Source organism: Stenotrophomonas sp. MYb57 (genome assembly GCF_002966815.1).
Lineage (GTDB): Bacteria > Pseudomonadota > Gammaproteobacteria > Xanthomonadales > Xanthomonadaceae > Stenotrophomonas > Stenotrophomonas indicatrix.
In genome coordinates this window covers 1,401,417-1,424,411 of record NZ_CP023271.1, presented here as the reverse complement: position 1 = coordinate 1,424,411, position 22,995 = coordinate 1,401,417, and the positions used below count along the sequence as shown (strand labels likewise).

Annotated in this window: 23 protein-coding genes; 16 read left to right on the top strand and 7 right to left on the bottom strand. The window is 57.9% G+C overall.

Going from position 1 to position 22,995, the window contains the following annotated elements; translation table 11 throughout:
• Positions 1 to 278 precede the first annotated feature (278 nt).
• Positions 279 to 1,154, top strand: a complete 876-nt coding sequence (locus CLM74_RS21480; RefSeq protein WP_158684117.1) for a hypothetical protein — start codon at positions 279 to 281, stop codon at positions 1,152 to 1,154.
• On the opposite strand, the gene CLM74_RS06605 is transcribed toward CLM74_RS21480, so the two are convergent.
• Positions 1,071 to 1,787, bottom strand: a complete 717-nt coding sequence (locus CLM74_RS06605; RefSeq protein WP_105163715.1) for a DUF998 domain-containing protein — start codon at positions 1,785 to 1,787, stop codon at positions 1,071 to 1,073. The genes CLM74_RS21480 and CLM74_RS06605 overlap by 84 nt on opposite strands.
• Positions 1,788 to 2,580: 793 nt before the next feature.
• On the opposite strand from CLM74_RS06605, the gene CLM74_RS06600 reads away from it, so the two are divergent.
• From CLM74_RS06600 to CLM74_RS06565, 8 genes are all read left to right on the top strand, one after another.
• A complete protein-coding gene (locus CLM74_RS06600; protein WP_105163714.1) occupies positions 2,581 to 3,354 on the top strand; it encodes an SDR family oxidoreductase in 774 nt (257 codons plus the stop codon).
• 83 nt (positions 3,355 to 3,437) lie between these two features.
• Entirely contained in the window at positions 3,438 to 4,256 is an 819-nt protein-coding gene (locus CLM74_RS06595) for an SDR family oxidoreductase (protein WP_105163713.1), read from the top strand.
• A gap of 78 nt (positions 4,257 to 4,334) precedes the next feature.
• Positions 4,335 to 5,090 (top strand): type 1 glutamine amidotransferase domain-containing protein, encoded by a 756-nt coding sequence (locus CLM74_RS06590; protein ID WP_105163712.1) that lies wholly within the window; start codon positions 4,335 to 4,337, stop codon positions 5,088 to 5,090.
• 118 nt (positions 5,091 to 5,208) lie between these two features.
• A complete protein-coding gene (locus CLM74_RS06585; protein ID WP_234003435.1) occupies positions 5,209 to 6,477 on the top strand; it encodes an aldehyde dehydrogenase family protein in 1,269 nt (422 codons plus the stop codon).
• An 81-nt stretch (positions 6,478 to 6,558) separates the two neighbouring features.
• Positions 6,559 to 6,828, top strand: coding sequence for a hypothetical protein (locus CLM74_RS06580; protein WP_105163710.1), 270 nt, complete (start codon positions 6,559 to 6,561; stop codon positions 6,826 to 6,828).
• 17 nt (positions 6,829 to 6,845) lie between these two features.
• A complete protein-coding gene (locus CLM74_RS06575) occupies positions 6,846 to 8,033 on the top strand; it encodes a low temperature requirement protein A (RefSeq protein ID WP_105164950.1) in 1,188 nt (395 codons plus the stop codon).
• 29 nt (positions 8,034 to 8,062) lie between these two features.
• A complete protein-coding gene (locus CLM74_RS06570; protein WP_105164951.1) occupies positions 8,063 to 8,626 on the top strand; it encodes a DUF924 family protein in 564 nt (187 codons plus the stop codon).
• A 28-nt stretch (positions 8,627 to 8,654) separates the two neighbouring features.
• Complete coding sequence (locus tag CLM74_RS06565; protein ID WP_105164949.1) at positions 8,655 to 9,623, top strand: LysR family transcriptional regulator; 969 nt, start codon at positions 8,655 to 8,657, stop codon at positions 9,621 to 9,623.
• 347 nt (positions 9,624 to 9,970) lie between these two features.
• Here CLM74_RS06565 and CLM74_RS06560 read toward each other — a convergent pair whose 3' ends face one another.
• Entirely contained in the window at positions 9,971 to 10,306 is a 336-nt protein-coding gene (locus CLM74_RS06560; protein ID WP_105163709.1) for a helix-turn-helix transcriptional regulator, read from the bottom strand.
• A 129-nt stretch (positions 10,307 to 10,435) separates the two neighbouring features.
• Here CLM74_RS06560 and CLM74_RS06555 point away from each other — a divergent pair, with 129 nt between their 5' ends.
• Both CLM74_RS06555 and CLM74_RS06550 read left to right on the top strand, forming a co-directional pair.
• A complete protein-coding gene (locus tag CLM74_RS06555; RefSeq protein WP_105163708.1) occupies positions 10,436 to 10,747 on the top strand; it encodes a hypothetical protein in 312 nt (103 codons plus the stop codon).
• Between the two features lie 43 nt (positions 10,748 to 10,790).
• Entirely contained in the window at positions 10,791 to 11,183 is a 393-nt protein-coding gene (locus CLM74_RS06550) for a hypothetical protein (protein ID WP_105163707.1), read from the top strand.
• A gap of 221 nt (positions 11,184 to 11,404) precedes the next feature.
• On the opposite strand, the gene CLM74_RS06540 is transcribed toward CLM74_RS06550, so the two are convergent.
• From CLM74_RS06540 to CLM74_RS06520, 4 genes are all read right to left on the bottom strand, one after another.
• A complete protein-coding gene (locus tag CLM74_RS06540) occupies positions 11,405 to 12,298 on the bottom strand; it encodes a MobA/MobL family protein (protein WP_105164948.1) in 894 nt (297 codons plus the stop codon).
• A 785-nt stretch (positions 12,299 to 13,083) separates the two neighbouring features.
• On the bottom strand, positions 13,084 to 15,513 hold the full coding sequence (locus CLM74_RS06530) for a UvrD-helicase domain-containing protein (RefSeq protein ID WP_105163705.1): 2,430 nt from the start codon (positions 15,511 to 15,513) through the stop codon (positions 13,084 to 13,086).
• 194 nt (positions 15,514 to 15,707) lie between these two features.
• A complete protein-coding gene (locus tag CLM74_RS06525) occupies positions 15,708 to 16,577 on the bottom strand; it encodes an ImmA/IrrE family metallo-endopeptidase (RefSeq protein WP_099540004.1) in 870 nt (289 codons plus the stop codon).
• Between the two features lie 2 nt (positions 16,578 to 16,579).
• Positions 16,580 to 16,918 (bottom strand): helix-turn-helix transcriptional regulator, encoded by a 339-nt coding sequence (locus tag CLM74_RS06520; RefSeq protein ID WP_234003434.1) that lies wholly within the window; start codon positions 16,916 to 16,918, stop codon positions 16,580 to 16,582.
• A 311-nt stretch (positions 16,919 to 17,229) separates the two neighbouring features.
• Here CLM74_RS06520 and CLM74_RS06515 point away from each other — a divergent pair, with 311 nt between their 5' ends.
• From CLM74_RS06515 to CLM74_RS06495, 5 genes are read left to right on the top strand one after another with little or no spacing between them, the layout of a single operon-like run.
• The gene (locus CLM74_RS06515; protein ID WP_099540008.1) at positions 17,230 to 17,454 is read left to right on the top strand and encodes a DUF2188 domain-containing protein; all 225 of its coding nucleotides are present in this window, start codon (positions 17,230 to 17,232) and stop codon (positions 17,452 to 17,454) included.
• A gap of 5 nt (positions 17,455 to 17,459) precedes the next feature.
• A complete protein-coding gene (locus CLM74_RS06510; RefSeq protein WP_105163703.1) occupies positions 17,460 to 18,464 on the top strand; it encodes a CBASS cGAMP-activated phospholipase in 1,005 nt (334 codons plus the stop codon).
• Positions 18,458 to 19,597 carry a cyclic GMP-AMP synthase DncV-like nucleotidyltransferase gene (locus CLM74_RS06505; RefSeq protein ID WP_105163702.1) on the top strand — a complete coding sequence of 380 codons (1,140 nt, stop codon included), beginning with the start codon at positions 18,458 to 18,460 and terminating at the stop codon, positions 19,595 to 19,597. The genes CLM74_RS06510 and CLM74_RS06505 overlap by 7 nt, the downstream gene beginning before the upstream one ends.
• Positions 19,594 to 21,219 (top strand): ThiF family adenylyltransferase, encoded by a 1,626-nt coding sequence (locus CLM74_RS06500; protein WP_105163701.1) that lies wholly within the window; start codon positions 19,594 to 19,596, stop codon positions 21,217 to 21,219. Before CLM74_RS06505 ends, CLM74_RS06500 begins: the two co-directional genes overlap by 4 nt.
• Entirely contained in the window at positions 21,216 to 21,683 is a 468-nt protein-coding gene (locus tag CLM74_RS06495) for a Mov34/MPN/PAD-1 family protein (RefSeq protein WP_234003433.1), read from the top strand. Before CLM74_RS06500 ends, CLM74_RS06495 begins: the two co-directional genes overlap by 4 nt.
• Before the next feature lie 126 nt (positions 21,684 to 21,809).
• On the opposite strand, the gene CLM74_RS06490 is transcribed toward CLM74_RS06495, so the two are convergent.
• Positions 21,810 to 22,673 carry an OST-HTH/LOTUS domain-containing protein gene (locus CLM74_RS06490; protein ID WP_105163699.1) on the bottom strand — a complete coding sequence of 288 codons (864 nt, stop codon included), beginning with the start codon at positions 22,671 to 22,673 and terminating at the stop codon, positions 21,810 to 21,812.
• Between the last annotated feature and the right edge of the window lie 322 nt (positions 22,674 to 22,995).

Below are 22,995 nucleotides of genomic sequence, written 5' to 3'. Positions count from 1 at the left end.
GACAGGTGCCCGGCTCTAGATAAGGCGCCTGGATAGGCGATAGCACTATCCAGCGCCGACCACGTGAAAAGGCGAGTGCTCAAAGCTAGATCTGAGCGCTCGGCCGCCGACGTCATGGGGGATCGTCGGCCAACGACGCGGACGCTACCTTGGTCTGATGCCCTGTACTCCAGAATAGTCGGTCGCACTTCGCAGACTGCGCACGCTAAAGAAGTTTGGGGATCTGCCGTTGTCAAACGAGAAGAACCTTGTCCTCAAACCTATTGGCGAAAACATGAATGCTCGAATCCCAGACGCTCACTGCGCTATTTAAGCTGCTCGAGGATATGACCCGCCCTAGGACGAGGATTAGTGCGTTCACGCCCGGGAAGATGGCGCAACGTCTGGAGCGATGGTCCATGCGAGGGCTTCTTGGGGCTATCGCGATCTTTCTTGGATTGATCGTCTGGGAGCGGTACGGGACACCAACTGCGGGGTTTCGAAGCATCCTGCTTGGCGTCTATGTGCTTCACCTTTCGCTCGCAATCACTTACTTGGCTACGATCACCATTGGCTTGGCCCCCATCCTCTGGCGACATCGGAAAAAGCCCTTCGCCGCTATGCTGGCCGCGTTGGAGCGCGATCTCCAGGAAGACGCCGATGTACTCAACAAACTGTGGGCGTTCGACAAAGCAGCACTAGCCTATGGTCTGCTGCAGTATCGCCATCGCTGGTCTTCTTTTGACGGGCGTATCTCCGTCGCCGCGGGCGATCTGCGCAAGTTGGGTCTTTTCCCTGCGCTGGCTGCAGCATCGATTTCCGCCTCCACATTGCTCAAGGAAGGCAGCAATATCTTCCTGTGGGCACCAGTCATGCTGACCGCGTGCTTCTACTTGGTGGCATTTGTTGCCTATGCATCCCGCGAACGGCCCCAGCAGGTCATCGAACTTCTGGAATATGCAATTCATCATGCGGATCAGTTTGCGTCTATTTCTTCCGAGATCGGGACCAGGCCGGCTTCTCAAAAGGCGCTGTCCAGCCAGAAGATGGAGAGGGCTGGGGAGTCCAAAATTCATACGAAGCCTTTTTCCTCAGTTGAGGGCTTCATCCCGCCCTGCACTGAATTGCCGCAGCTTCCATGCAAGTGCTGTCAGATAGCTCCATATCAGCGGTAAGCTTGCCCACATCGGAAGGAAGTCGAACTGAGCCGTTGCCCGGACCGCCGGATCGGTGTGTTGCGCCTCCCAAACGGCGGCGTAGACCCCGACGCCAATCGTGACCGCACTGATGCACAACGACGCCACTAACCAAACCCAGTTACTTCTGCCGAAATGCCATGCGAGCACGAAAGCGGCTGTCGTCAGCGCAATGAAGCCTATGCTTGCGAAGACCGCATGCAGTACCCCGTGCGGGCTGACTTGGTTATAGGGCGGCAAGCCCAACGGGGTATCCGGGCCGGGGGGGAACCCGAACGCGGGATCTGTAGGGAACAGGCCAACCAGTATATGGGTAACCGCGAACACAGCCAAAAGGAGTGGCGCCCAGAAGCCACCTGGCGTTCCTCTCAACACCCGGCGCGTGCCGACTGCGAAGGTCAGCGTTAGCGCGCCAGCAAAGACAAAATTCAGTGATTGGATCCAGCCGAATTCGCCGAGTGCTAGTTGACTGCTGGCGTGACGATGGAGATCAAATCCATCACGTAACATGGCCTGGGCGAAGCCTGTGCAGATGGCAAGCGGGCCGGCGACGACACCGGCGTTCAGCAGGTTGCGGGTGAGTTTTACTTGAGACAAGTGCTGAGCGGGCATGGGTAGGCTCGTGTTTTGAAAGTTCTTGATTTTCGATTTGCACAGCGCGTGAAGCAGCACACCCGGTTGTGCTCGGAATCTCGGGTAGGACGAATGGCAAGCCGAAGCTCTGTCTTAGGCCGCGCAAGCTGGAGGCATACATGCTGCTTGCCGCGATTCAGCTGTTCACATCCCTCTAAAAAATCTCGGCTCACGCCCGGTAAGTCGCCAACAAATTTGCTTCCGGGGAGCTTTGGGTACTGCCGCCCGATATTCCCCGCAGTTCTTGCTTGGAATTTATCATAACCACAAATGATACGCATTTGCATGTAGGCGGCTGTGTCTGTCTTCGCCAGCGTGTCCTCTAGGGAATCGGACACTGTCTCGGAAGCGGGGGGTGGATTCTGGCAAGGGGCGCCGCCTTACTTACGATGCCTGAGTTCTGAGCCTCGACGATTGGCACCGTCGCAATCGCTAGCGGGGGGTACTTGCGCTTGGAGGTGTTGCAGGACGGCATCGAGGCAAGCATGTTCGGGCAGGTCATACATCATTTAGTAGCTGCGGTTGCCATGGGCGTCGTGGCCGTTGCAGACACGGAGGAGAGGTGTCCTATTGGAGTCACGCATCAATCCGGAGCGGTCGGCACCGCGCAACCTGACCGCCAATAGTCGTAGCTTTCCGTTGGTTATCACGCTGCACAATGGATAGAGATTGGACTGTTTTTCTGGATTATCCATCCAGTCAATGCTGCTTTATCGCATTGGATGTAGCAGCCTAAGCTTGATCCTCCATCGACCCGTGAAGGTAATTTCCCATGGCAGACCACTCCATCCAAGGCAAAGTTGTTCTCATCGCCGGCGGCGCCAAGAACCTCGGCGGCCTGATTGCTCGCGATCTGGCTGCGCAGGGCGCCAAGGCCGTCGCGATCCACTACAACAGCGCCGCGTCCAAGTCGGATGCCGACGCGACTGTCGCCGCAGTGCAGGCCAGTGGTGCGCAAGCGGTGGCACTGCAAGGCGACCTGACAACGGCCGGTGCCGTCGAAAAACTGTTCGCCGATGCCATCGCTGCCGTCGGCAAGCCCGACATCGCCATCAATACCGTTGGCAAGGTGCTCAAGAAGCCCATGGCTGCGATCAGCGAAGCCGAGTACGACGAGATGACGGCCGTCAATTCCAAGACCGCCTTCTTCTTTCTCAAGGAAGCCGGAAAGAACCTCAACGACAACGGCAAGATCTGCACCGTAGTAACGTCGCTGCTCGGCGCTTTCACGCCGTTCTATGCGGCCTACGCTGGCACCAAGGCGCCGGTGGAGCATTACACCCGTGCGGCCTCCAAGGAGTTCGGGGAACGTGGCATTTCGGTGACGGCGGTCGGCCCAGGCCCGATGGACACGCCATTCTTCTATCCGGCTGAGGGTGCCGATGCAGTGGCCTACCACAAGACGGCTGCGGCGCTTTCACCGTTCAGCAAGACCGGCCTGACTGACATCGAGGACGTGGTGCCCTTTATCCGCCATCTAGTGAGCGATGGTTGGTGGATCACTGGCCAGACTATCCTCATCAATGGTGGATACACCACCAAGTAAGCATCCAGGCTCGCCGCTGTGGTGCCGCTTCGAGCGAATCCCAGTGAGGGATCAAATAGTTGCTACTGGGGAGGTGTTTCCAAATGGTTGCCATCACGCATCAAGAAGTCCTTAAGACATTTCCGTCGGCCACCAGCACCGGCGCACGCCGATTCGTTGGCAAGACAGCGATCGTCGTGGGCGCCTCGGCCAATGTAGGCAAGGCACTCGCCGAGTTGCTGGCGCAGGAAGGCGCCGACGTCGTGGTCCACTACAACTCGGCTTCCAAGAAGACACAGGCCGAAGAAGTGGCTGCATCCGTACGTGGACATGGCCAGGAGTCGCTGACCGTCCAGGCCGACCTCACCAAACCCGCCCAGGCCACGGCCTTGTTCGATGCCGCGATCGCCAAGTTCGGCAAGGTCGACATCCTCATCAACACCGCAGGCAAGATCATCCGCAAGCCGCTCGCTGAATTCGAGGAAGCGGAGTTCGACGAGCTGTTCAACGTCAATGCCAAGGCCGCCTTCTTCCTGCTGAAGGAGGCCTCGACAAAGCTCGCGGACGAGGGCCGCATTCTCAGTTTCGTCACCACCATGGTCGCGGCCTTTGCGCCCACCTATGCGGGCTATGCCGGCAGCAAGGCCCCGCTGGAACACTTCAGCAAGTCGCTGGCCAAGGAGCTGGGTGGGCGCGGGATCACCGTCAACTGCATTGCGCCAGGTCCCCTGGACACCTCATTCTTCTACCCGGCCGAATCCAACGAGAACATCGGCTGGCTCAAGTCGATGTCGATCGACGGCGGGCTGGGCAACATCGCCGACATCACCGGGCTTGCGCTGTTCCTGGTGTCGCCGGAAGCACGCTGGATGACGGGCACCACCAGCTACATCAATGGCGGCATCGTGTCACCGATCAACTGATCGGGTCGAAGCGAAGGCATGTCCGTGCGGGATCTCCGTATGGTGCATACACCATTCGACCTTGAGGAGGAAACAAGCATGGCCGCATCAGACCTGAAAGTAGAAACGCGCATCGGCGTCAAACGCAAGCCGCGCCGCATCCTGTCGATCGTCTCCAACACCGCCCAGCTCAAGGGCTTTCCGGTGGGGTTCTTCGGCGAAGAAATGACACGCGCCTTCCTGATGTTCACGGAAGCCGGGCATCAGGTGGACCTGGCGTCCCCGAAGGGCGGCGAGGTCATGATCGACACGCACAGCGATCCACGCACGCCCAACGGGGCGTATGCCGACGACCTGATCACCCTGGGCTTCGTGCACCACGCCAAGTTTGGCTCGCTGCTGAAGAACACTCTGTCGACCCGCGCGGTGAACGTGGACGACTACGACGCGGTCTGGGTCGCCGGTGGCGGAGGTCCGCTGCTGACGTTCAAGGACGATCCGGCGCTGCACAAACTGATCGCCGACTTCTACGAGAAGGGAAAGATCGTCACCTTGATCTGCCACGGCTCCTCCCTGCTGCTCTGGACCCGCCTGTCCAACGGCAAGCTGCTGGCTGAGGGCAAGAAGTGGACCGGCTTCACCGACGACGAAGAAGAAGTCGTCAACCAGGCCTTCGGCATGAAGCTCAATGACTACACCATCCAGAGCGAAGCGACCGGAATCGAGGGCACCACCTACCTCTGCCGGGGCGCGAATGAGCCGTTCGCCATTCGTGACGGTCGCCTGATTACCGGGCAGCAGCAGTACAGCAGCGGGCTCACCGCCGAACTGGTACTCGAAGCCCTCGACGAATAGGTCCACCGAAATGGCGAACAAGTTCCAAGGCATCCTGGATGCCCAGAAAGCAATCTTCCTGACCGACGCCACCAAGTCTTACGAGTGGCGTATCGATCAGCTGGACCGTCTGGAGCGGATGCTGCGCGAGCGCCAGGAGGAATTCTGCGCCGCGCTGTACCAGGACTTCGGCAAGCCGTCGTTCGAGCAGTTGTTCGAAATCACCGTGCCGCTGGGCAACATCAAGTACTACCGCGAAAATCTCAAAAAGCTGATGGCGCCACAGCGGGTGGCCATTCCTGAGGGGCTGGAGGCGACCGGCAACAGCGGCCTGATCCTGAAAGAGCCCTACGGCCCCACGCTGGTGATCGGCCCGTTCAACGCGCCCATCCTGCTACTGCTCGATCCGGCCATCGCGGCACTGGCGGCGGGCAACCCGGTGGTGCTGAAGCCCGCCAACACCACGCCGGCCACGGCTGCGCTGTTCCAGAAGTTCGTGCCGCAGTACTTCGAGCCGGAAAACGTGGCTATCGTCACCGGCGGGCGCGAGGAGATCAGCGCACTGCTGGAACTGCCCTTCGACTTCATCTTCTTCACCGGCAGTTCGGCGGTCGGCAAGATCGTGATGCGCGCGGCGGCCGAGAACCTGACACCCGTGATCCTGGAACTGGGCGGCCAGAACCCGACCATCGTTGATGAGACCGCCAACCTCGACATCGCGGCGGATCGCATCGCCTGGGGGCACAACGCGATCTCCGGCCAGTGGTGCATCGCGCCCGGTTATGTGTACGTGCACGAAAGCGTCGCCGAGGCGTTCATCGCCAAACTGAAGGCTGCCATCGTCAAGATGTACGGCACCGACCCGCAGCAGAGCCCCGATTTCGCCCGCATGATCAGCGAGCACGACGCGCAGCGCGTCGCCTCGTACATCCTGCTCGACAAAGTGGTGCATGGCGGGCGCTTCGATGTGCCCGGCCGGTACGTTGAGCCGACCGTGCTCTACCCGTCGGCCTGGGACGATCCGGCGATGCAGCAGGAGGTCTTCGGCCCGGTGTTGCCGGTGCTGCCTTACTCGGACCTGAAAGAAATCGTGGGCATCATGAAACGCAAGCCGAAATCGCTCGCCGCCTACATTTTCAGCAAGAACCAGGCGAACATCGACTATGTGCTGGGCAGCCTGTCCTTTGGTGGAGGCTGCGTCAACCAGACCAACCTCCACTGCTGGATCGACGCCCTCCCGTTTGGCGGCGTAGGTTACAGCGGCATGGGTAAGTACTACGGCAAGGCCGGCTTCGACGCACTCAGCAATACCAAGGCGATGCTGATCGGTAATCCTGACTTCGAGTTGGATGTGTTCCCGCCTTATGCCGGCAAGGACATCGCCAGCAGCCTCAGCGTCTTTGCCTGAGCATCAGGGCCTTTACGTGGCCAACCGCTATTTGCCTTCTTTCGTTCGTTACGCAGTCAATGAGGCACCGGGAGATTGAACATGCACGTACTGATGGTGATGGCCGGGGGGCTGGTCTTGCTGGGCGTTTTCGTCTTGTTCGGCTGGCTCTGGGGCGCGAACGTCGCTGGCATGGCGCTCGCAGCCAAGGTCTTCGTACCGGCTTGGCTGGTGGTGGCAGGTGTCAATATGTGGGTGGGCGTCGCATACGCAGGCTACAGCGTACGCGATGAGCTTCCCATCCTGCTGCTGGTCTTCGCGGTACCCGCCGCTATTGCCGGCATCGCGATCTGGCGCCTCTCACATTCGTGAAGAACAAGGTGACAGCCATGTCCAGCAGGCCGGGTTCGGAACATCGGTTACTACGCCATCGCGATAGCCATCACGCGCGCGTGACCTACGAAGAGTTGTTCTTCGACTTGGTCTACGTATTTGCGGTGACTCAGCTCAGCCATGAACTTCTGCACAACCTCACAGTCAACGGTGTGGTTGAGACGCTGATCCTGTGGTTCGCAGTCTGGCTGGGTTGGCAATATACCTGCTGGGTTACCAACTGGTTCGACCCTGAAACGCCCCGCATCCGGGGCATGATGTTCGCGACTATGCTGCTTGGGCTGGTCATGGCGGCCAGCATTCCGATGGCATTTTCCGACCGCGGACTGATGTTCGCAGGCGCTTATGTGGGGATGCAGGTCGGGCGAACGGCTTTCATCGCGCTGCAACTGCCCGCCAGGCATCCGCTAGCGCCAAACTACCGCCGCATGCTTGGCTGGGTATCGATCTCGGCGGTATTCTGGATCGCCGGGGCCCTGGCGCAGCATGAGATGCGTGCGTTGCTGTGGCTGGTCGCCGTTCTTTGCGAGTACGTTTCCCCGATGTTCGGCTTTGCCTTGCCGGGGATGGGGCGCTCCCGCACGCAGGAATGGACGATCGAAGGCGGCCACTTGGCCGAGCGCTGCCAGCTTTTCGTGATCGTGGCCTTGGGCGAAACGGTCCTCGCCAGCGGCGCAACACTCGCTGATGCTGCCAACTGGGATGTGCCGGTGGTGCTGGCGCTGCTGGCAACCTTCGTCGGCACCTTGGCCATGTGGTGGCTGTACTTCGGTACGTCGAGCAAAGACGCAACCGCAGCCATCACGCGTTCGGACGATCCGGGCCGCATCGGCGCGTACTTTCACTACATCCACGCCATCCTGATCGTAGGCGTCGTCGCTTCCGCAGTCGGTAACGATCTGGTGCTGGCCCATCCCCATGCATATCCGGCCACAGCTCAGGTCGCCGTCCTGCTCGCAGGGCCGGCGATCTATCTGTTGGGCAGCGCCATTTATAAGCGAGTCGTCTATGGCGCATTGCCGGTATCGCACCTGGCCGGAGTTCTGATGCTGCTGGCACTCGTGCCGGTGGCCTTTGCCGCAGATTTGCTGGTTATCGGTTGGCTCACAACCGTAGTCGTACTGGTAGTGAGCTTCTGGGAGGGGCGTCTGCTTCGGGCGCGCCGCAGAAAAGTCGCGCAGTGAGCGGCGCGTTGGGATACAAGCGGGCGCGGGTGCATGCCCTTGCGCGAGCGCGTAGCGTTGCAGAGGATGCTGCAGAAGTTGTGCGTTTCTGGCGGGCGGCCCAGGCGGATTGGTTCAGCCACGATCCCAATTTTGACCGGCGCTTTCACGAGCGCTTTTTCGACCTCTATCTTTCGGCGGCGCGGTGCGAACATGATGAATGGGCGGGCACGTCCGAGGGAGCCTTGGCGCTGCTGGTTCTGCTGGATCAATTTCCGCGCAATGCCTTCCGGGGCACTGCCCGCATGTATGTGACCGATGCACACGCACGGCGTATCGCACGCTGGGCGCTTGACGCAGATCTGGACAGCAGGGTACGACCGGAATTGCGACTATTCTTCTACTTGCCGTTCGCGCATTCGGAGGACCTGGACGACCAGCGCCTCTCCGTGGAACTGAACCGGGCATTGGGCCATCCTTGGGTCGATCATGCGCTGGGACACGCGGCCATCATTGAGCGTTTTGGCCGTTTTCCGCATCGTAATTGGTTGCTGGGAAGGCGTACGACCGACGCAGAGCAGGACTTCTTGGATCAGGGAGGCTTTGCAGGCTGACTTCCGGATCATCGACAGGGCAAGATGCATGGATAGATTCGACCAGTACCGCGTATTCGCCCAGGTGGCTGAGATGGGCAGTTTCATCAAGGCGGCTCATGCGTTGGAGGTTCCACGCGCCTCGGTGTCTGCGGCCATCCAGCAACTGGAGACGCAACTATCCGTGCGTCTGCTGCACCGGACGACACGGCAAGTGCGGCTGACGCCCGACGGGGAGCAGTTGCTCGATCGCGTGCGCCCACTGCTGGCCGAAGTCGAGGAAATCAACCAACTATTCCAAGCCAGCCAGCGCCAAGTCTCCGGCCGACTCATCATCGATGCGCCCAGCCGTATCGCTCGTCGTGTCATTGCCCCGGCGCTCCCTGGCTTGCTGCGTCGTCATCCCCGGCTTCAGCTGATTCTTGGTTCAACCGACCGTGCGATTGACTTGGTGCAGGAAGGGGTGGACTGCGCCATACGCATTGGCGCACTGCACGACAGTAGTCTCGTGGTGCGGCCACTGGGTAACATCGCCTTGATCAATTGCGCGAGCCCAGCCTATCTGAGCGAACATGGAGAGCCACAGCAACTAGCCGAGCTGCCTGATGGACATTGGACCGTGGGGTATGCATCACCGAAGTCGGGCCGGGAATTGCCATGGGAATATCTATCCAGCAACGGCAGCGAGCAATTGCTCGACGTGCCCAGCCGGGTAATCGTGAACAATGCCGAAAGCTACATTGCTTGTTGCCTCGCTGGGCTGGGGCTGATCCAGATCCCACGCTTCGACGTCCAGCACCTGCTCGACTCAGGCCAACTGGTGGAGGTCATGCCGACTTGCCGCGCTGCCCCGATGCCAGTGTCCTTGCTCTACCCTCACCGCCGCCAGCGTTCGCGGCGGCTGGCTACATTCCATGAATGGTTCGAGGCGGTGATGCAGCCACATTTGGATATCCGGAACGATCTTTTGCACGATTCACTCAAAGTGCTTTTGACTGCGTCAGATGTGAGTGATTGATCGTCGGATTCTTCACATCGGAAATTGATGTCGCGCTTGGGCGTGCTGTGCCGTAGCGTAGCCGTCCGTGGCACGATGTGCTCGACGAATGGCCCCCACCAGGCACGCCCAGACACGCCCAGACCCGCGATGGCCTTGCTCCTATGTGGCTCCCAGGTCGCAAATGGGTAGCAAGCAATGGACGCGAGAAGCGCTCTAAGTTCTTGTCCTGTATGAGCTTATGGCGTATCGCCCTTTGCAAATTAAACTTGACGCCGGCCATTTTTTGCCTGCCAGGCATATCGATCTAAGCCCGCACGCGCGCGAGGCAGCTCGCCACTAGGTGTCTGACGGTGTCACTTGTCGCGTCAGCGCTTGGCAGATCGTTTCTTTAGCTCCTGCACGATCGCCCGCTGCTCCGACACGGGCAGGCGAGTGAACTCTTGAATCAACTCGGCGAGTTCATCGGTCTCAGCGTAGAGATATGCCACAGACACCCCAAGCGCCTTCGCAAGCTTCTGGGCGGTATCGCTGTCGCAATCGTGTACCGCGCGTTCGTATCTGTTGATCCGAACCCCGGCCACATCTTCTGGCAGTCCCATCGCCACTCCTAAGGCCTTTTGACTGAGCCCGCTAGCTTGCCGCCGCTCCTTCAAGCGAGCGGCGAAGACGACACGGACACTGGGGGCGTTGGGAGCATTCATGCTCTCAAGGATGAACGTAAGCTACGTTCGTCGTAAATTACGTTGCCCGTATACTACGTTTATCGTATTCTTGGCCTGGCCGCAACCCCAGGGCTCTGGCATAGCCCCATCGCACTGAAAGGACCCGTCATGTTGAAGCTCCGTGTGGCCGTCGTTGGCGTGTTGACCGCCTGCCTTGTCGCTTGCTCTGGAAGCGGCCCGTCTCAAGACGAACGGCAGAACGCTTTCTTGCAATACGTTAAAGACAACAGCAACGACAAAGCCAAGATCAGGAAGTTTGAGAGCGGAAAATGCGCGAAAGCCGAGGGCACCCCGAGCTACAACTGCGCCGTTTCGAGCCAGGTGATGGCGATGGATCGCGACTTTGGGAACCAGATGGATGGCGTCTACACCTTCACCGAAATTGGTGACACCTGGAAGATCACTGGCCGGGTCCAGTAGTCCGCTCATCCCTTAACCGCCCCCTTGCATCCGAGGAGCTCAAATGACTGTCGGCACATTCTTCCTTTTGCTCGTCCTGGGCGCTGGCGCACTTGTCGCGGTCGGTGTGGTCAGGACTCTCAGGTCGCGCAGTGACCAAGCAGCGTTCGCGGCGGAGTTCGACCAATCCTACCTCTATAGCAATAGCGCCTTGGCGCTGTCTATGGCCCGCTCCCGGATCAAGCTCCGCACGACTCGGGCAACGAAGATCTACACGCTGAGCGATGTCCGCACGTGGGAAAAGCACTGGCACAACTCCAAGCGCCAAGGCACGCTGACGCTTAGCGTTCGCGATGCTGATCACCCCGTGTGGACGATCAAGTTCTACCGGGAGAGTGACATGAACCGCTGGTATGAGCTCTTGAACCAAGCAATCAATGATGGAGCGACGCTGTAGCAAGTTCGCCATCGCGACTAGCAGGACTTGACGGCAGAAGCCTTTGTGCTAGGAATCAGAGCAAGCCACAACTCGGATTCTTCGCATGAAACAAGACTTGCCCCGCTCACCGGCGCTCCTGGACGAACAGGAAGCTCAACGGCGCCACGATCACGTAGAAGCCTGGATTGCTGATCAGCAGGCTGCTGGCTTCGGCGTAGACCAGCATATGGCTAATGCCCTCAATGCCTATCTTGAGGGCGCGGTGGCTCTGCCAGACCTGTTGACTGAGCTTCGCCGCCCTTACCTTCATTGATGTCTAAACCGACCGGTAGAGCGGCAGGGCTGTACGGGATCGCGTGAGCAGCAGTGCCGGCAACCGCAGGAAACGCCCTGGATTGTTCGCCCCGCGCCCGCTCAGCCGTATGGCCAGCTGGGACGGGCAGAAGCTTGCCTTCCTTGCGATAGCGATCCAGGAGTTGCTCAAAGCCCGCGTGCCCGTCGCCAAGATTGCTCTCTCCACGACGCAATTTGAGGCGCTTGGCCAGGCTCTCGGGATTGGGCTCAATCTGGGGCTCGCCTAGACCGAGATGCGCATTTATGCGTCCAGAGATCATTGCTCGAATCCAGAGCACCTCACCATAACCGTTGATTCTTCCGTCTAGGACGCGCGTCTTGGCTGCCAGCCCAGAGGCTTCCATGCGCCTCGTCGTCACCAGAACGTGGGCGTAGAAGTAGCGAGGATCGTCCTTGGTTGGCCGGTGATGGCTCGCTTGTAGCGCAAAGCCGTATCTCTCGATCAGTGCATGCGAAATGTCGAGAACAAGGTCCCAACGCTCGCGGTCATCGAGCTCGTGCGGCAAGGCAATGGTGAAGTCGCGGCAGACGGTGCTGTTCCGGCGACGCTCTGCCGCTTCAGCCGCCGCCCAGAGGCGTTGCGGGTCATTAACCCAAGCAGGCGAACCTGGCGGTGCCAAGCAGCACGCCTGAATGATCCCACCTCGCCCTCGGTAGTCATGCTTGAGACCCGATTTGGGGTCAATGAGCAAAAATCCGCCTCGGTAGGCGGCGGCGGCGAGGGCGGAATGGCCCCTAGCTCGGCTGTACGTTTTGATGCGCGTGTGTTCGATAGTCATGAAGCTTCCTCTGTCTTGGTCCATTGGTTATGACTCAAGATTCAGGAAGCGCAATAGCTTGAAATACGCTATTTCTAAGCACTTTCGTTGCCTAAAGAGGGATTAATTTGCGTGACCGATCAACTGCGAAAATCTGACCAGGACTGATGAGTAGACAGGGAAAATGCAAAGCACCGCAATCCACATGCGCTCGATTGACACACCCTCAACGCACTCTCTAACTGCAAGACGGCACTCGATACTCAATATCTATTGACAGCAAGATCCGTTGGCTTAGCTTCAGTCAAACTCAACAAGCAAAGCCATGTTCAATCTCGCCTCTTTCACTGCTCTTCGCAGCAGGCAGCACGAACGTCAATGGATAGACGATCGATCCCTATCTCTCTCGGAGCAGGGCAGCCTTCTTGCCCTCAGTATCGTGTCCGCGAGAAACCCCGGGCACACCTTAGCCGCAGCCGAGGCATTCTGGTCATCTCCTGCGCGGCAGCATCACCTAGCCCGCTGGCTTCATAGCATGTATCCCCACATGATTGGCCTTCAGCGCCCCACCCTTAAATCGCATAAATGGATGTACCGTAAATACATCAGATACTCGATCCGCGCTGCTGTAGAGAGGCTTCAAGACAATTGGCATGAAGGCGTGCCCCTAGACACATCTATAGATCTAGCAGAGATACGGCGGTGGCTCGAACATGTGCTCGATCTTAATCCCTGCGTCACTTTAAACTTCCTTTGGGACATAGACGAAGCCGCTCAGCTTCGGAGTCTTCATCGGTTGCAAATGACTAGTTCAGCTTATAAGTAGCCGCAGCCCCATCGGGCAGAAGCGTTGGAACCTTCCAGAAGACCTTTCGCCTACCTCGTGTTACGCCGACGTACGCCAAGCGCATTGCCTCATCTCTTGAAGCTGCGTCATAGGTGTAGCCGCCATACATCCCACTTGCTGCATACAACATGTTCCGCAACGTGTGCGACTCTTCCACCACACAGTCTTCAATGAGGATCGCAGTGTCGGCTTCTAAGCCCTTGGCTTGGTGGTAAGTGCAGACCTTCAGTCCTACAAACTTCTTTGCGGGCAACTCCTTTGCCAGGACATTTCGGAGATTTCCGCGCCGGGTCATGACGATAAGCAACTCAGGCTTAGCGCCCTTCGCAGAGGCAGCCGCATTGTATTCAGCGTTGATAAAAGGCAAGAGCCTCTTTGCAGACTCCTCGACGCTCATCGATTTCTTAGGGTCCCCGTAGGTAGAGAGCTTCACGCCGTGATCTCCGAGCTGTGCCTGCAACACTGCCACGCTATCTTTCTCAACCTTCTTTTCCACCCGCCCCAGCAAGCGTGCTGCATCTGAAACAATCAAGTCCACTGAACGAAAGTTCGTTTTGAACAATAGCTGCTTTGTCGAACCCAAATCACCATGAACTGGGAAGTGTTTGTCAAAGTCAATGAAGAGCTGTGGCGCGCTTCCTCGCCAACCATAGATTGATTGCCAATCATCTCCAATGGCCATGATGCTAACGCCCTTGACCTGATCCCTTACAAGCAAGCTTCTTTGAGCTTCCTTAAGCCAAGCAACGATAAGAGGCGAGATGTCTTGGAACTCGTCCACTAGAAGATGTCGCATCGCAGACGGGCTCTGCGGAGACCACCCTCCCTTCCCAGATGTGCGGGTAAGCGCTAAGAACGCACGATTAAACGTATGAACTTTGCTTTTCCCCAAGTGACTATTGAGGTGCGGCCAGAACCGCCCAAGAGCATGATAGAAGTTCGCCGTGGTATCTATATGTTGGCGGGAGGGCAGCTTATCGAGCAAGTCGGTCACCTCCCACCCAAGCGTCTCAATAAATGATCCTTGAGCAAAGAGAGCCTCGTAAATCATCGAAGACGTCTTTTCGCCCTGGAGCTTGACCTTGAACATCGGTACATTAGAATTTGGCGAAATCTCTACCGAACCTGCCGCGTACTCTGCCCAGCCCTGATAAGCAGCAACACCAGCCGCATCTTTTATGTGGATGTATTCACGCGCAGCATAATTCGCAAGAATTCGGTTCCGGCTGGCGAGAGCTGCTGCGAAGCCAATAGCCCCCTTACCCGACCCTACTTGTGCCTCCTTCTGCGTTTGGCTAAGGCTCGGCGCGAAACCCAATACGATAGGAAGCAGCGTATCCCGGTGGTAGCCATTGGCATAAAACTTATGTCCGCCTTCAACCGTCGCAAGTTCAACCGGCTCGTCCACGATGCCATCAAACGGCCAGCCACTGCCACGCCAAGAATCGCTGCACTTCTCTACCACTTCAAGGTCCCTAAGACCTGAGTAATAGACTAGGCCGGGCTTGATCACCTCAGCGGACTTTTTTGCCTTAGTGCAAAGCTCGACCTTCAGGATTTCGATCACGGAATTGCGAAACGTCTCATCTGATCGAAATAAAGTACGATATGCCTCCGCTAGAAATGAGACCTGCACCTCGCCAAGCCTCATGCCGCTTGCTGGGTTGTCGATGTCGCCACCAGAATCACTTTCGGATAATTTATCCGATTCGGTCTTCTTCAATAGCTCGAAGAACGATCTGCCTGGCAGCTCGCTCTTTGCCATGTGGTAGAGCAAGGAATGAAAGGTACGAACCCGGTCCTTAGCCCACCGCTGCCAATCAGCACTACTCACTCCGGCACGCCAAAGGCCGAGGGTTTCGATCAACTTCTTCCGCAACTCCGCGCACGAGTTAACCGTGAAGGAAATCACGGTAAGCTCTTGATCTGGGATTTTAAGATATTCCAGCATGTAAATGACACGCAGGACCAACGTTGTTGACTTCCCAGACCCAGCGCCAGCTGACACGCAGGTTGCAGGATGATCCGTAAGAATCATCTCCCATTGCTCATCAGTCGGCGATTTGATGAGGCCTGCCCTCACCTTGGCTGCTACGTCTTGTCGCATCCGGGCCGCTGTTGCCGAGTCACCTAATCGTGCCGGCCCATATAGGCCCTGATCAACGGGTTTTGGCTCTAAAGGAAGAGCCTCAACCACTTCGTAGACAAGCCGACCTTCATTGAATCCCTCTTCTTTCCCGGCCAACCAGCCCGCCTTCAGACCTTCTCTTTCACCCTGTCTGTAGGCAATTCTCCGGATCAGCTTGATGTGCCTTGCGATCGACCAGGCTGTCAGCCTCGTTAAGTGACGACGAATCGTCAGGACACACTTATGGAGCACATCAGACATTGCATTTCCGTTGAAATTAAGTGGATCTATTCATTAAACAATCTTGAACTACCGCGAAGAGTTCACTTGCGCCGACCAGAGCGCGATAGCTGCGTTCCAGCTCCACAATTGAGTCCACTGACGTGCAGTGTTCGTTATTGTTAAGCCGATAGGATTGGCGTAAGTAGTTCTGGCTTCTCTTTATTGAAACCTGATCAGCGACGACGATCTAGCTTGGACCATGACAGCTCACCGGTGAGCTCTGAGAGCGCCTCTTCCTCATCGACCCGCGCCCCAAAACGATCAACCTCTCTGGTCGGAAGTTCATCAGCGTCGAACCATAGAAGTGAGGTCGTGGTGTCCGAGCCCGCGAAATGGCGACTGATTTCCGTCAGTTCCAGGCCCCTCTCCCAGTTGTCGAACCAGATATCTTGGGAGACATCGCCGGACTCTGACGCGCTCTTTCCTGCCCCTCGGAGCCTATGGGCTACCGAACCTGATGGGATGGTTGATCTAGGCGAAATCCACGCGCCGACCTGCCTCAGCGGCGTCGATCGCGCCGCGTATCTGACACCTCCGCGCTCCATCGTCACAAACGCGCAGGGCCGCTCGCTGAGGCTCGCGTAGCGAGATGCTGCGGCTGGGAATGACGTGCCAAAGTACTCAGCCATCTCTTGAACAACGTCAATCGATGGCTCTTCTTTGGGGACGCGTGCAAGCCAGAGCTGGTATGGCATCAAGAGCTCGGACGCGAACGTGTCACAGGCAATTTCGTTGATGTGCCGCTTGGCATAGGACCAGGCAGGAACCTCTTCATGCGATGAAGGCAACCCAAGGACGATGTGGGCAACTTCATGGCAGATCGTGAAGCGTTGCCGCTCTCTGGTCTCCTGGCTGTTTACAGTCACGATGCTTCGACCGCTAGCCTTTGTGACCGTGAAGCCAGACTCACCAACGCCAAGCTCTTCGGTTCGTAGCTTGGCGTTGGCCGCCGTCAGGTAAGGAGACAGATCATCGCGAATCGTCGTCAGATCAATCCGAGCAATGAATGATCTCGCTTTCTGCCTAACAGCAACCTCATCCATGGCTACTCGTCCTCGTCGTCGTCCTGAAATGCTCTTTGAACTCTGGATATCAGCAGAGCCGGATCTGGCCTAGCTGTGCCCCTGTGTCTCATGCCCGCTGCTGCTGAGAATACTTCGACACTGATTGTTGGGTCTTTTAGCACAAATTCAACGAGCTTGGGGTCCGCATCAGGATGATCCACAAGCCACGACACCATGGCTCCATCCCGCTCCTCAGGTTTGAGCACGCTCAACAGCTTGTCTACAAGATCGGGGGACGGACTGGTCTTCTCACCGGTCTCCAACCGATGCACATACGCGTGATCGATTGACGAAAGCTCGCCTAGCCGGCGCAAAGACATGGTCGTTCGCTCACGTAGGGTTTTTAAGGCAAGGCCTAAGCCTGTTTGCGGCATTGCTTACTCCTGGTCTTCGAAGGGCGCTTACAACCTTCCCCCGCCCTTGGGGGACTTCATAAATGAGACTTGCATCTCGGTTTTGACCCTGATAGGGTGTTGTCCATCCAGACAACACTCCCGGCCGTTCGGGCTTGAGTGCCTCTCGCCAAGAGTGTTGTCTGGACGAGCAACAGATTGTGCGCCATCGCTTTTCCCGAGGCAACTGCAACTAGAGACACCAAAAGTGCTGTTTAACCTGATCAAGGAGCTGTGAAATGGCAGGCAAGAACCAACATGTTGTTCCCCACCAAGACGGCTGGGCGGTCAAGGGCGCTGGCAATCAGCGCGCCACCTCACTGCACGACACTCAGCAGCAGGCCATCGATGCTGCGCGCGAGATTGCACGCAACCAGGAGTCAGAGCTGGTGATCCACCGCCCGAACGGCCAGATCCGGGACAAGGACAGCCACGGCCCCGACTCCTACCCGCCGGAGGGCTAACGGCAATGGTCAGCGCCCCTCCTACCTACCATGTGCTCGCCCTCTCTGGGGGCGGTTATCGCGGCCTCTACACCGCCACGGTTCTTGCAGAGCTCGAAAAGGTGATGGGCAGACCGATTGCCTCGCACTTTGACCTGATCTGCGGCACGTCGGCAGGGGGGATGCTGGCCCTGGGCTTGGCAGCGGATATCCCCGCTGCTGAGCTTAAAGGACTCTTTGAGGACCACGGCAGCAAGATCTTTGGCTGCCGCAGTCTACGTCGCCGGCTGCTCGGGTTCTGGTTGAAGGCAAAGCACGATTCGGCCGGGCTCAAAGGCGTGCTTCAAGACCGATTTGGCGACGCTTTGATCGGCGACCTTAAACATCGCGTCCTCATTCCAGCGGTGAACTACTCTACCGGCCGCGGTCAGTTCTTCAAGACGCCCCACCACCCTTCCTTTGAGCTCGATCACCACATGTCGGTGGTGGACGTAGCCCTAGCAACCGCAGCTGCGCCTGTCTACTTCCCACTCTCGCGCAATAGTCGAGGCGTTTATGCAGACGGCGGGCTGGTTGGTAACGCACCTGGTCTGTTTGGGCTGCATGAGATCAGAACGTTCTTGGCGCCTGACCCACAGGCGATCATCCGTGTGCTGTCCATTGGAACCATGACGATCGGCGCCACCGTTCGCGGCGGGGCGGACCTGGATCGAGGCTTTGGCCGATGGGGGGGAGGATTGTTTGACCTTGTGATCTCTGCCCAAGAATCGTCGGTCGACTACATGCTCAAGCAATCACTGGGCAAGCAGTATTACCAGATCGATGACCAGGCTACGCCCGACCAAAGCCGGGACGTTAAGGCCCTTGATCGCGTGTCTATCGGCGCGACCAACACGCTGCGCGATCGTGGCGTTCATGCGGCCCAGAGGGCATTGGGAGATGCAGATTTCCTGCCCTTCCGGAACCACTATGCTCCGAGCCCCATCTTCTATCACGGCCCCAACAAGAATGCGCCGGAGGCATCATGCTAGACCTGAGCTCACTGTTCCACACCACTGTTGAAGGCAACTCGTGCCTGCGCGAGGCGCTTGATCTCACCATCGCCCAGCGCTCTGTGATTTCCGACGCCCGTGTTGAGGTTCGGAACTGCCTCCGCGCCGGCATCCCCCGGGTGCTCCGCGATCGCGGCTACACCAAAGACGTCCCGGAACCGCGCTTCTTCACTCAAGGCTCGTGGGCCTACAAGACGATCAATGCCCCGGCGCAGCCGCCTCAACAGGCGGACCTGGATGACGGCTGCTACCTTCCGCTGAGCTTTGTATCTGAGACCAAAAGGCCAAGCATTGCGGCCCGCGTGTTCTTCAATGCCGCGAAAGAAGCCCTTGCACCGCTCGCCGAGCGTATGGGTTGGGAGCTCACGGAAAAGCCTACGTGCATTCGCATGGTGATCGCCGAGCACGCCCATATCGATGTTCCGCTCTACGCCATTCCTGACGAAGAGTTCACCTCCCTCGCCAAAGCAACGATGGAGCACTACGCCCTTGATTCCATTGCTGAGGCTGCTATCAAGGCCGAGCGTGACGCCTGGTCGGCACTGCCCAAAGACAAGGTTCTCCTTGCGCATGGTGTCGATGATTGGGTTGCCTCTGATCCGAGGCCTATCAAGGCTTGGTTTCTGAACGAGGTCGAGGAAAAGGGTGAGCAATTCCAGCGCGTGGTTCGCTACTTGAAAGCGTTCCGAGACTGGCACTGGCCGACCAAAGGCCCCTCCTCCATTCTGCTCATGGCAGCGGCGGCGCCGTTGTTTGAGAAGCGGGAGCGTCGAGATGACCTTGCACTTCTAGATGTGGTCTCTTCCCTGCCGGATCGACTGCGCGACGGCGTTAGCAACCCAGTTGAGTCGTCCGAGTCTTTCACCGCCCGCCTTGGTAAGGACGGGGTTGAAGAGGCCGCCAAGGCGTTTGAAGCCTTGGAGGTTGCCCTGCGCGGCTCGATCGACGCATCTAACGCCGCGCAAGCATGCTCGTGGCTGCGCAAGGAATTCGGATCGCGCTTCCCCGATGAGCCTGACCGCGTGAAGGTCAGCAGCGTTAAGGCGACCATCTTAGCTACCGCCCCCTCGGCAGGCCCGAGTGAGCTTGTTGGCAGGACGAAGGCTGGATGAAGCGGGCGCGGGCCAGCGAAGTCATTGAAGCCCTCAAAGAAAGGGGCTTCCATTACTCAGGGAAGGATGCGGACGGGTGGTTCACCTTGACCGGTGAGCTCGCCCGGAACGCATCCGAACAAGGTATCCGCTGCGAAGTTGCGCTGGATCCTGACTTCTTTGCACTTCCTCGTGTTCGCTTACTGGACATTCCAAAACACTTCCCGGCTGCGGTGCCCCACATTGGCACCTACGGGGATCTTTGCTACATCGGCCCAGGCTCCATCGTCCTCAACATTTTCGACCCAGTGGGCCAAACGATTGCGTGCTTGGACCAGGCCGACCGTGTGCTTTCCCAAATCACAAAAGGTGAGCTGGTCGAGGATCTTGTGGAGGAATTTTTCGCCTATTGGAATGGACCTTACTGCTTGTTCGACGTCCTCGGGGATATCCCCGGACGCCAGCACTGCTTGATCGCAGAAGGCGACGACGGCTTGCATTGGTTCATCACCGATAGCGTTGAGCGCACCACAAAGAAGATCGATCTTCTTGGTTTGAAGGTGACGAAAAGCCCACCACCTACGTATCGAATCAAGACGACCGCAATGCCACGCCCCAACTCCCGATCGTGGCCCCCTAAGACCGTCAATGACATCTTGGAGTGGCAAAGTCAGCTTGATCGGAGTTGCCGTCGCAAGATCCATGAACGCATCCAGCAGGGTGAACGAGAGAAGCGGATCTGCATCCTCATCTTCATCGACTCGCCGCTCTTGACCTACGGTTTTGCTGTCATCTATGAACGCAGCAAGGTGAAGGTCAAGCTCGCGGACCGACGAGACACCACCTTTGGCCTTAAAGTGCTGCTCCTGACCGCAATGCGCATCGATGACCAGTACCTGGCTCAGCGCAACATTCCTAGGATGAAGACCCTCGCTGGAAAACGCGTCGGACTGATTGGATGCGGCACAATCGGCGGCTATCTCGCGGAGATGCTCTGCAAGGCGGGCGTTGGCACAGTTGGCGGCAAGTTGACGCTGGTCGACTTTGACAAGTTGCTCCCTCAGAATTTGGGTCGGCATCGCCTGGGTTTTTCACATCTGCTGAAAAACAAGGCTGTTGCCATGGTCGATGAACTTCAACGCCTCGCTCCTGGGATTGAAGTTGAGGCCATCCAAACAGATGCTCGGCAGGTTGTGCTCGATGATTTTGACCTGTTGATCGACGCAACTGGCGAGGAGTCACTGGGCCACTGGCTCTGCGATACGACACCTCGCACCGTTCCCATGATCTCTGCATGGATTGAGGGCCCGGGGACTGCCGTCCGAGCGATGATCCGGACGGAAGACGTCAGCGCAGGCTGTTATCGATGCCTGTGGCACGGCAATCGGCGGGGTGAACTTCGTTCAGTGGTCGGGGACGTGCCCTTGCTTCTGGCAGGACATGGCTGCGAGGGCCTCTATGTGCCCTTCCCCGCCTCTGTTTCCGTGCAGGCGGCCAGCCTGGCCATGGACTTGGTGCTCGACTGGGTCAATGGCAAATCGTCGCCCACGCTGCGCACCAGAGTTCTGGATACGACCCAAACTGCCGCCGCCGCAGATTGTGACCTTCAAAGGGATGCAGAGTGCCCAATATGCCGTTCATGAGTTCCTGGGGCAGCCCCGATCGCAAGATGCTGCTGAGCTTCTCTGCATCCACACTTGACGTGTTCAACAACCACATTCAGCACCGCGACACAGACTGCGAAGCAGGTGGACTGCTGCTGGGGACTGTCCATGGCGTCCACTTGCTGATCGATGAAGCAACGGCACCGACGAAATGGGACAGGCGCTTTCGATACCTGTTTGAACGAACGCCTCTTGGACATGCTGGCATAGCTCTGGCCCGATGGAAGGCAAGTCACGGCACCGTTCGCTATCTTGGGGAGTGGCATACGCATCCCGAAGATCACCCTACGCCTTCCTCGCTGGATCGTTCTGAGTGGCGACGTTTAGCGAACGACCGCAAAGACAAGCGCCCCTTGCTAGCCGTGATCGTCGGCCGGAAGAGCCTACGAGTAGAGCTCGTTACGGCGCATGGCCCGGGCTTGGTCCTCCAATCCATCGAGTGAACGACCCCATAAAGCCTCGTCTCATGCTCGACGGGCACAATGCCCGGCAGTTGAAGCTCAAAAAGTAATTGGCAACCGTGGACTATTCGCCAGTCGATGAACGCCAAGGCGATTCGAAGGACCTGATCAAGACGATCTGCGCGCACGATCTTTAAAGTGCGCCTCTCGTCTGCCGCCCCGCTCCCTATATTGAAGCTCAAATAATCGGGATTGATGCACGACCTGCTTCAAGGTGCGGCATCCGTACTTCACTGGCAACTGTTCGGGATCTCGCGCCTGAATAAAGCGCTCAGCGCTGGCGATGGATGTCCAACCATCCACGGACAACTCAGACATCGCCTCTCTAAGCAGTCGAACGATGCCTGAACTGGGCCAGTCAACTGAGCCATCGGGGGCAATACCGTTGATCACCAGGTCGCGGAAGACCTCAGACTGGACGAACTCGGCAGCCAGCTGGCGCGCTTGCTCCATATGCTCAGCCCAGCTGCGCAACTGTTCGAAATGATGATCAATACGAGAGTAGGCGGTGAGCAACGCTTGCTCGGCGCGCGCACAGCCCGGCACAGTCCAAATGTCGTGCTGATCGATGAAGTGATGGACCAAGTCGTTCCGGAGCCTTACCAGATCTTTGAGATCCGCTTGGGTCCGCTCAAAGTCCTCAGCGCCCATTTCAAGCCGGAGCTGCATTCGAACCGTTGCGACCTCGCCAGAATCAGGATCGGCCAGGTCGGTGTCGCAACCAGAGCCATGGACCAAATAGGACCCTACAAGTTTCCCGACCAAGAGCCCTAGGCTCTTTGTTGACGCATCAGCAATACGAGCGGACCGAATTGCATCCAGGGACGATACGGGCCCACAGATCTCATGGTGCGCCACGATGGCTTTGATCAACCGTTCGTACTGTTGAATGCGCAGAAGGCACCGGCCCAAGAGCCGCTGCACCTTCCGCTGGGGGAGCTGCAATGGGGCAATGTCGGAGAAGTCATTCATGCAACCGAGTTCCACGGGATCGCAAGTCCACCAAGATAGATTTCTCGGCCCATACACCATTCACTCGAAACAGCATGGAGTTACCATTTTCAATCCGTGGAAAAACTTTACACGGATTGACGTGTCTTAATAACTGTCCAACTATGCGCAGGGAAAGGAGGACAGTGTCAGATGGACTTTACCGACGACGACTTACAAAGGCCAGCGCCGCGAGCCGGGCCTCAGCATTGCTCGACCAAGGTGACCAAGGAATGGCGTAGAGAAAACTACACATTTTTACCGCTTTAACTATAGAACTATAGCCAGACTTGCTTGAGGCGCC

What these genes read in the sequence shown, in the direction of transcription:
- CLM74_RS06605 (WP_105163715.1), bottom strand. Translation starts at nt 1,787, where the DNA reads ATGCCCGCTCAGCACTTGTCTCAAGTAAAACTCACCCGCAACCTGCTG.
- CLM74_RS06560 (WP_105163709.1), bottom strand. Translation starts at nt 10,306, where the DNA reads ATGAATGCTCCCAACGCCCCCAGTGTCCGTGTCGTCTTCGCCGCTCGC.
- CLM74_RS06500 (WP_105163701.1), top strand. Translation starts at nt 19,594, where the DNA reads ATGAAGCGGGCGCGGGCCAGCGAAGTCATTGAAGCCCTCAAAGAAAGG.
- CLM74_RS06550 (WP_105163707.1), top strand. Translation starts at nt 10,791, where the DNA reads ATGACTGTCGGCACATTCTTCCTTTTGCTCGTCCTGGGCGCTGGCGCA.
- CLM74_RS06490 (WP_105163699.1), bottom strand. Translation starts at nt 22,673, where the DNA reads ATGAATGACTTCTCCGACATTGCCCCATTGCAGCTCCCCCAGCGGAAG.
- CLM74_RS06515 (WP_099540008.1), top strand. Translation starts at nt 17,230, where the DNA reads ATGGCAGGCAAGAACCAACATGTTGTTCCCCACCAAGACGGCTGGGCG.
- CLM74_RS06495 (WP_234003433.1), top strand. Translation starts at nt 21,216, where the DNA reads ATGAGTTCCTGGGGCAGCCCCGATCGCAAGATGCTGCTGAGCTTCTCT.
- CLM74_RS06525 (WP_099540004.1), bottom strand. Translation starts at nt 16,577, where the DNA reads ATGGATGAGGTTGCTGTTAGGCAGAAAGCGAGATCATTCATTGCTCGG.
- CLM74_RS06575 (WP_105164950.1), top strand. Translation starts at nt 6,846, where the DNA reads ATGTCCAGCAGGCCGGGTTCGGAACATCGGTTACTACGCCATCGCGAT.
- CLM74_RS06510 (WP_105163703.1), top strand. Translation starts at nt 17,460, where the DNA reads ATGGTCAGCGCCCCTCCTACCTACCATGTGCTCGCCCTCTCTGGGGGC.
- CLM74_RS21480 (WP_158684117.1), top strand. Translation starts at nt 279, where the DNA reads ATGCTCGAATCCCAGACGCTCACTGCGCTATTTAAGCTGCTCGAGGAT.
- CLM74_RS06505 (WP_105163702.1), top strand. Translation starts at nt 18,458, where the DNA reads ATGCTAGACCTGAGCTCACTGTTCCACACCACTGTTGAAGGCAACTCG.
- CLM74_RS06540 (WP_105164948.1), bottom strand. Translation starts at nt 12,298, where the DNA reads ATGACTATCGAACACACGCGCATCAAAACGTACAGCCGAGCTAGGGGC.
- CLM74_RS06520 (WP_234003434.1), bottom strand. Translation starts at nt 16,918, where the DNA reads ATGTCTTTGCGCCGGCTAGGCGAGCTTTCGTCAATCGATCACGCGTAT.
- CLM74_RS06580 (WP_105163710.1), top strand. Translation starts at nt 6,559, where the DNA reads ATGCACGTACTGATGGTGATGGCCGGGGGGCTGGTCTTGCTGGGCGTT.
- CLM74_RS06530 (WP_105163705.1), bottom strand. Translation starts at nt 15,513, where the DNA reads ATGTCTGATGTGCTCCATAAGTGTGTCCTGACGATTCGTCGTCACTTA.
- CLM74_RS06600 (WP_105163714.1), top strand. Translation starts at nt 2,581, where the DNA reads ATGGCAGACCACTCCATCCAAGGCAAAGTTGTTCTCATCGCCGGCGGC.
- CLM74_RS06590 (WP_105163712.1), top strand. Translation starts at nt 4,335, where the DNA reads ATGGCCGCATCAGACCTGAAAGTAGAAACGCGCATCGGCGTCAAACGC.
- CLM74_RS06565 (WP_105164949.1), top strand. Translation starts at nt 8,655, where the DNA reads ATGGATAGATTCGACCAGTACCGCGTATTCGCCCAGGTGGCTGAGATG.
- CLM74_RS06585 (WP_234003435.1), top strand. Translation starts at nt 5,209, where the DNA reads ATGCTGCGCGAGCGCCAGGAGGAATTCTGCGCCGCGCTGTACCAGGAC.
- CLM74_RS06555 (WP_105163708.1), top strand. Translation starts at nt 10,436, where the DNA reads ATGTTGAAGCTCCGTGTGGCCGTCGTTGGCGTGTTGACCGCCTGCCTT.
- CLM74_RS06595 (WP_105163713.1), top strand. Translation starts at nt 3,438, where the DNA reads ATGGTTGCCATCACGCATCAAGAAGTCCTTAAGACATTTCCGTCGGCC.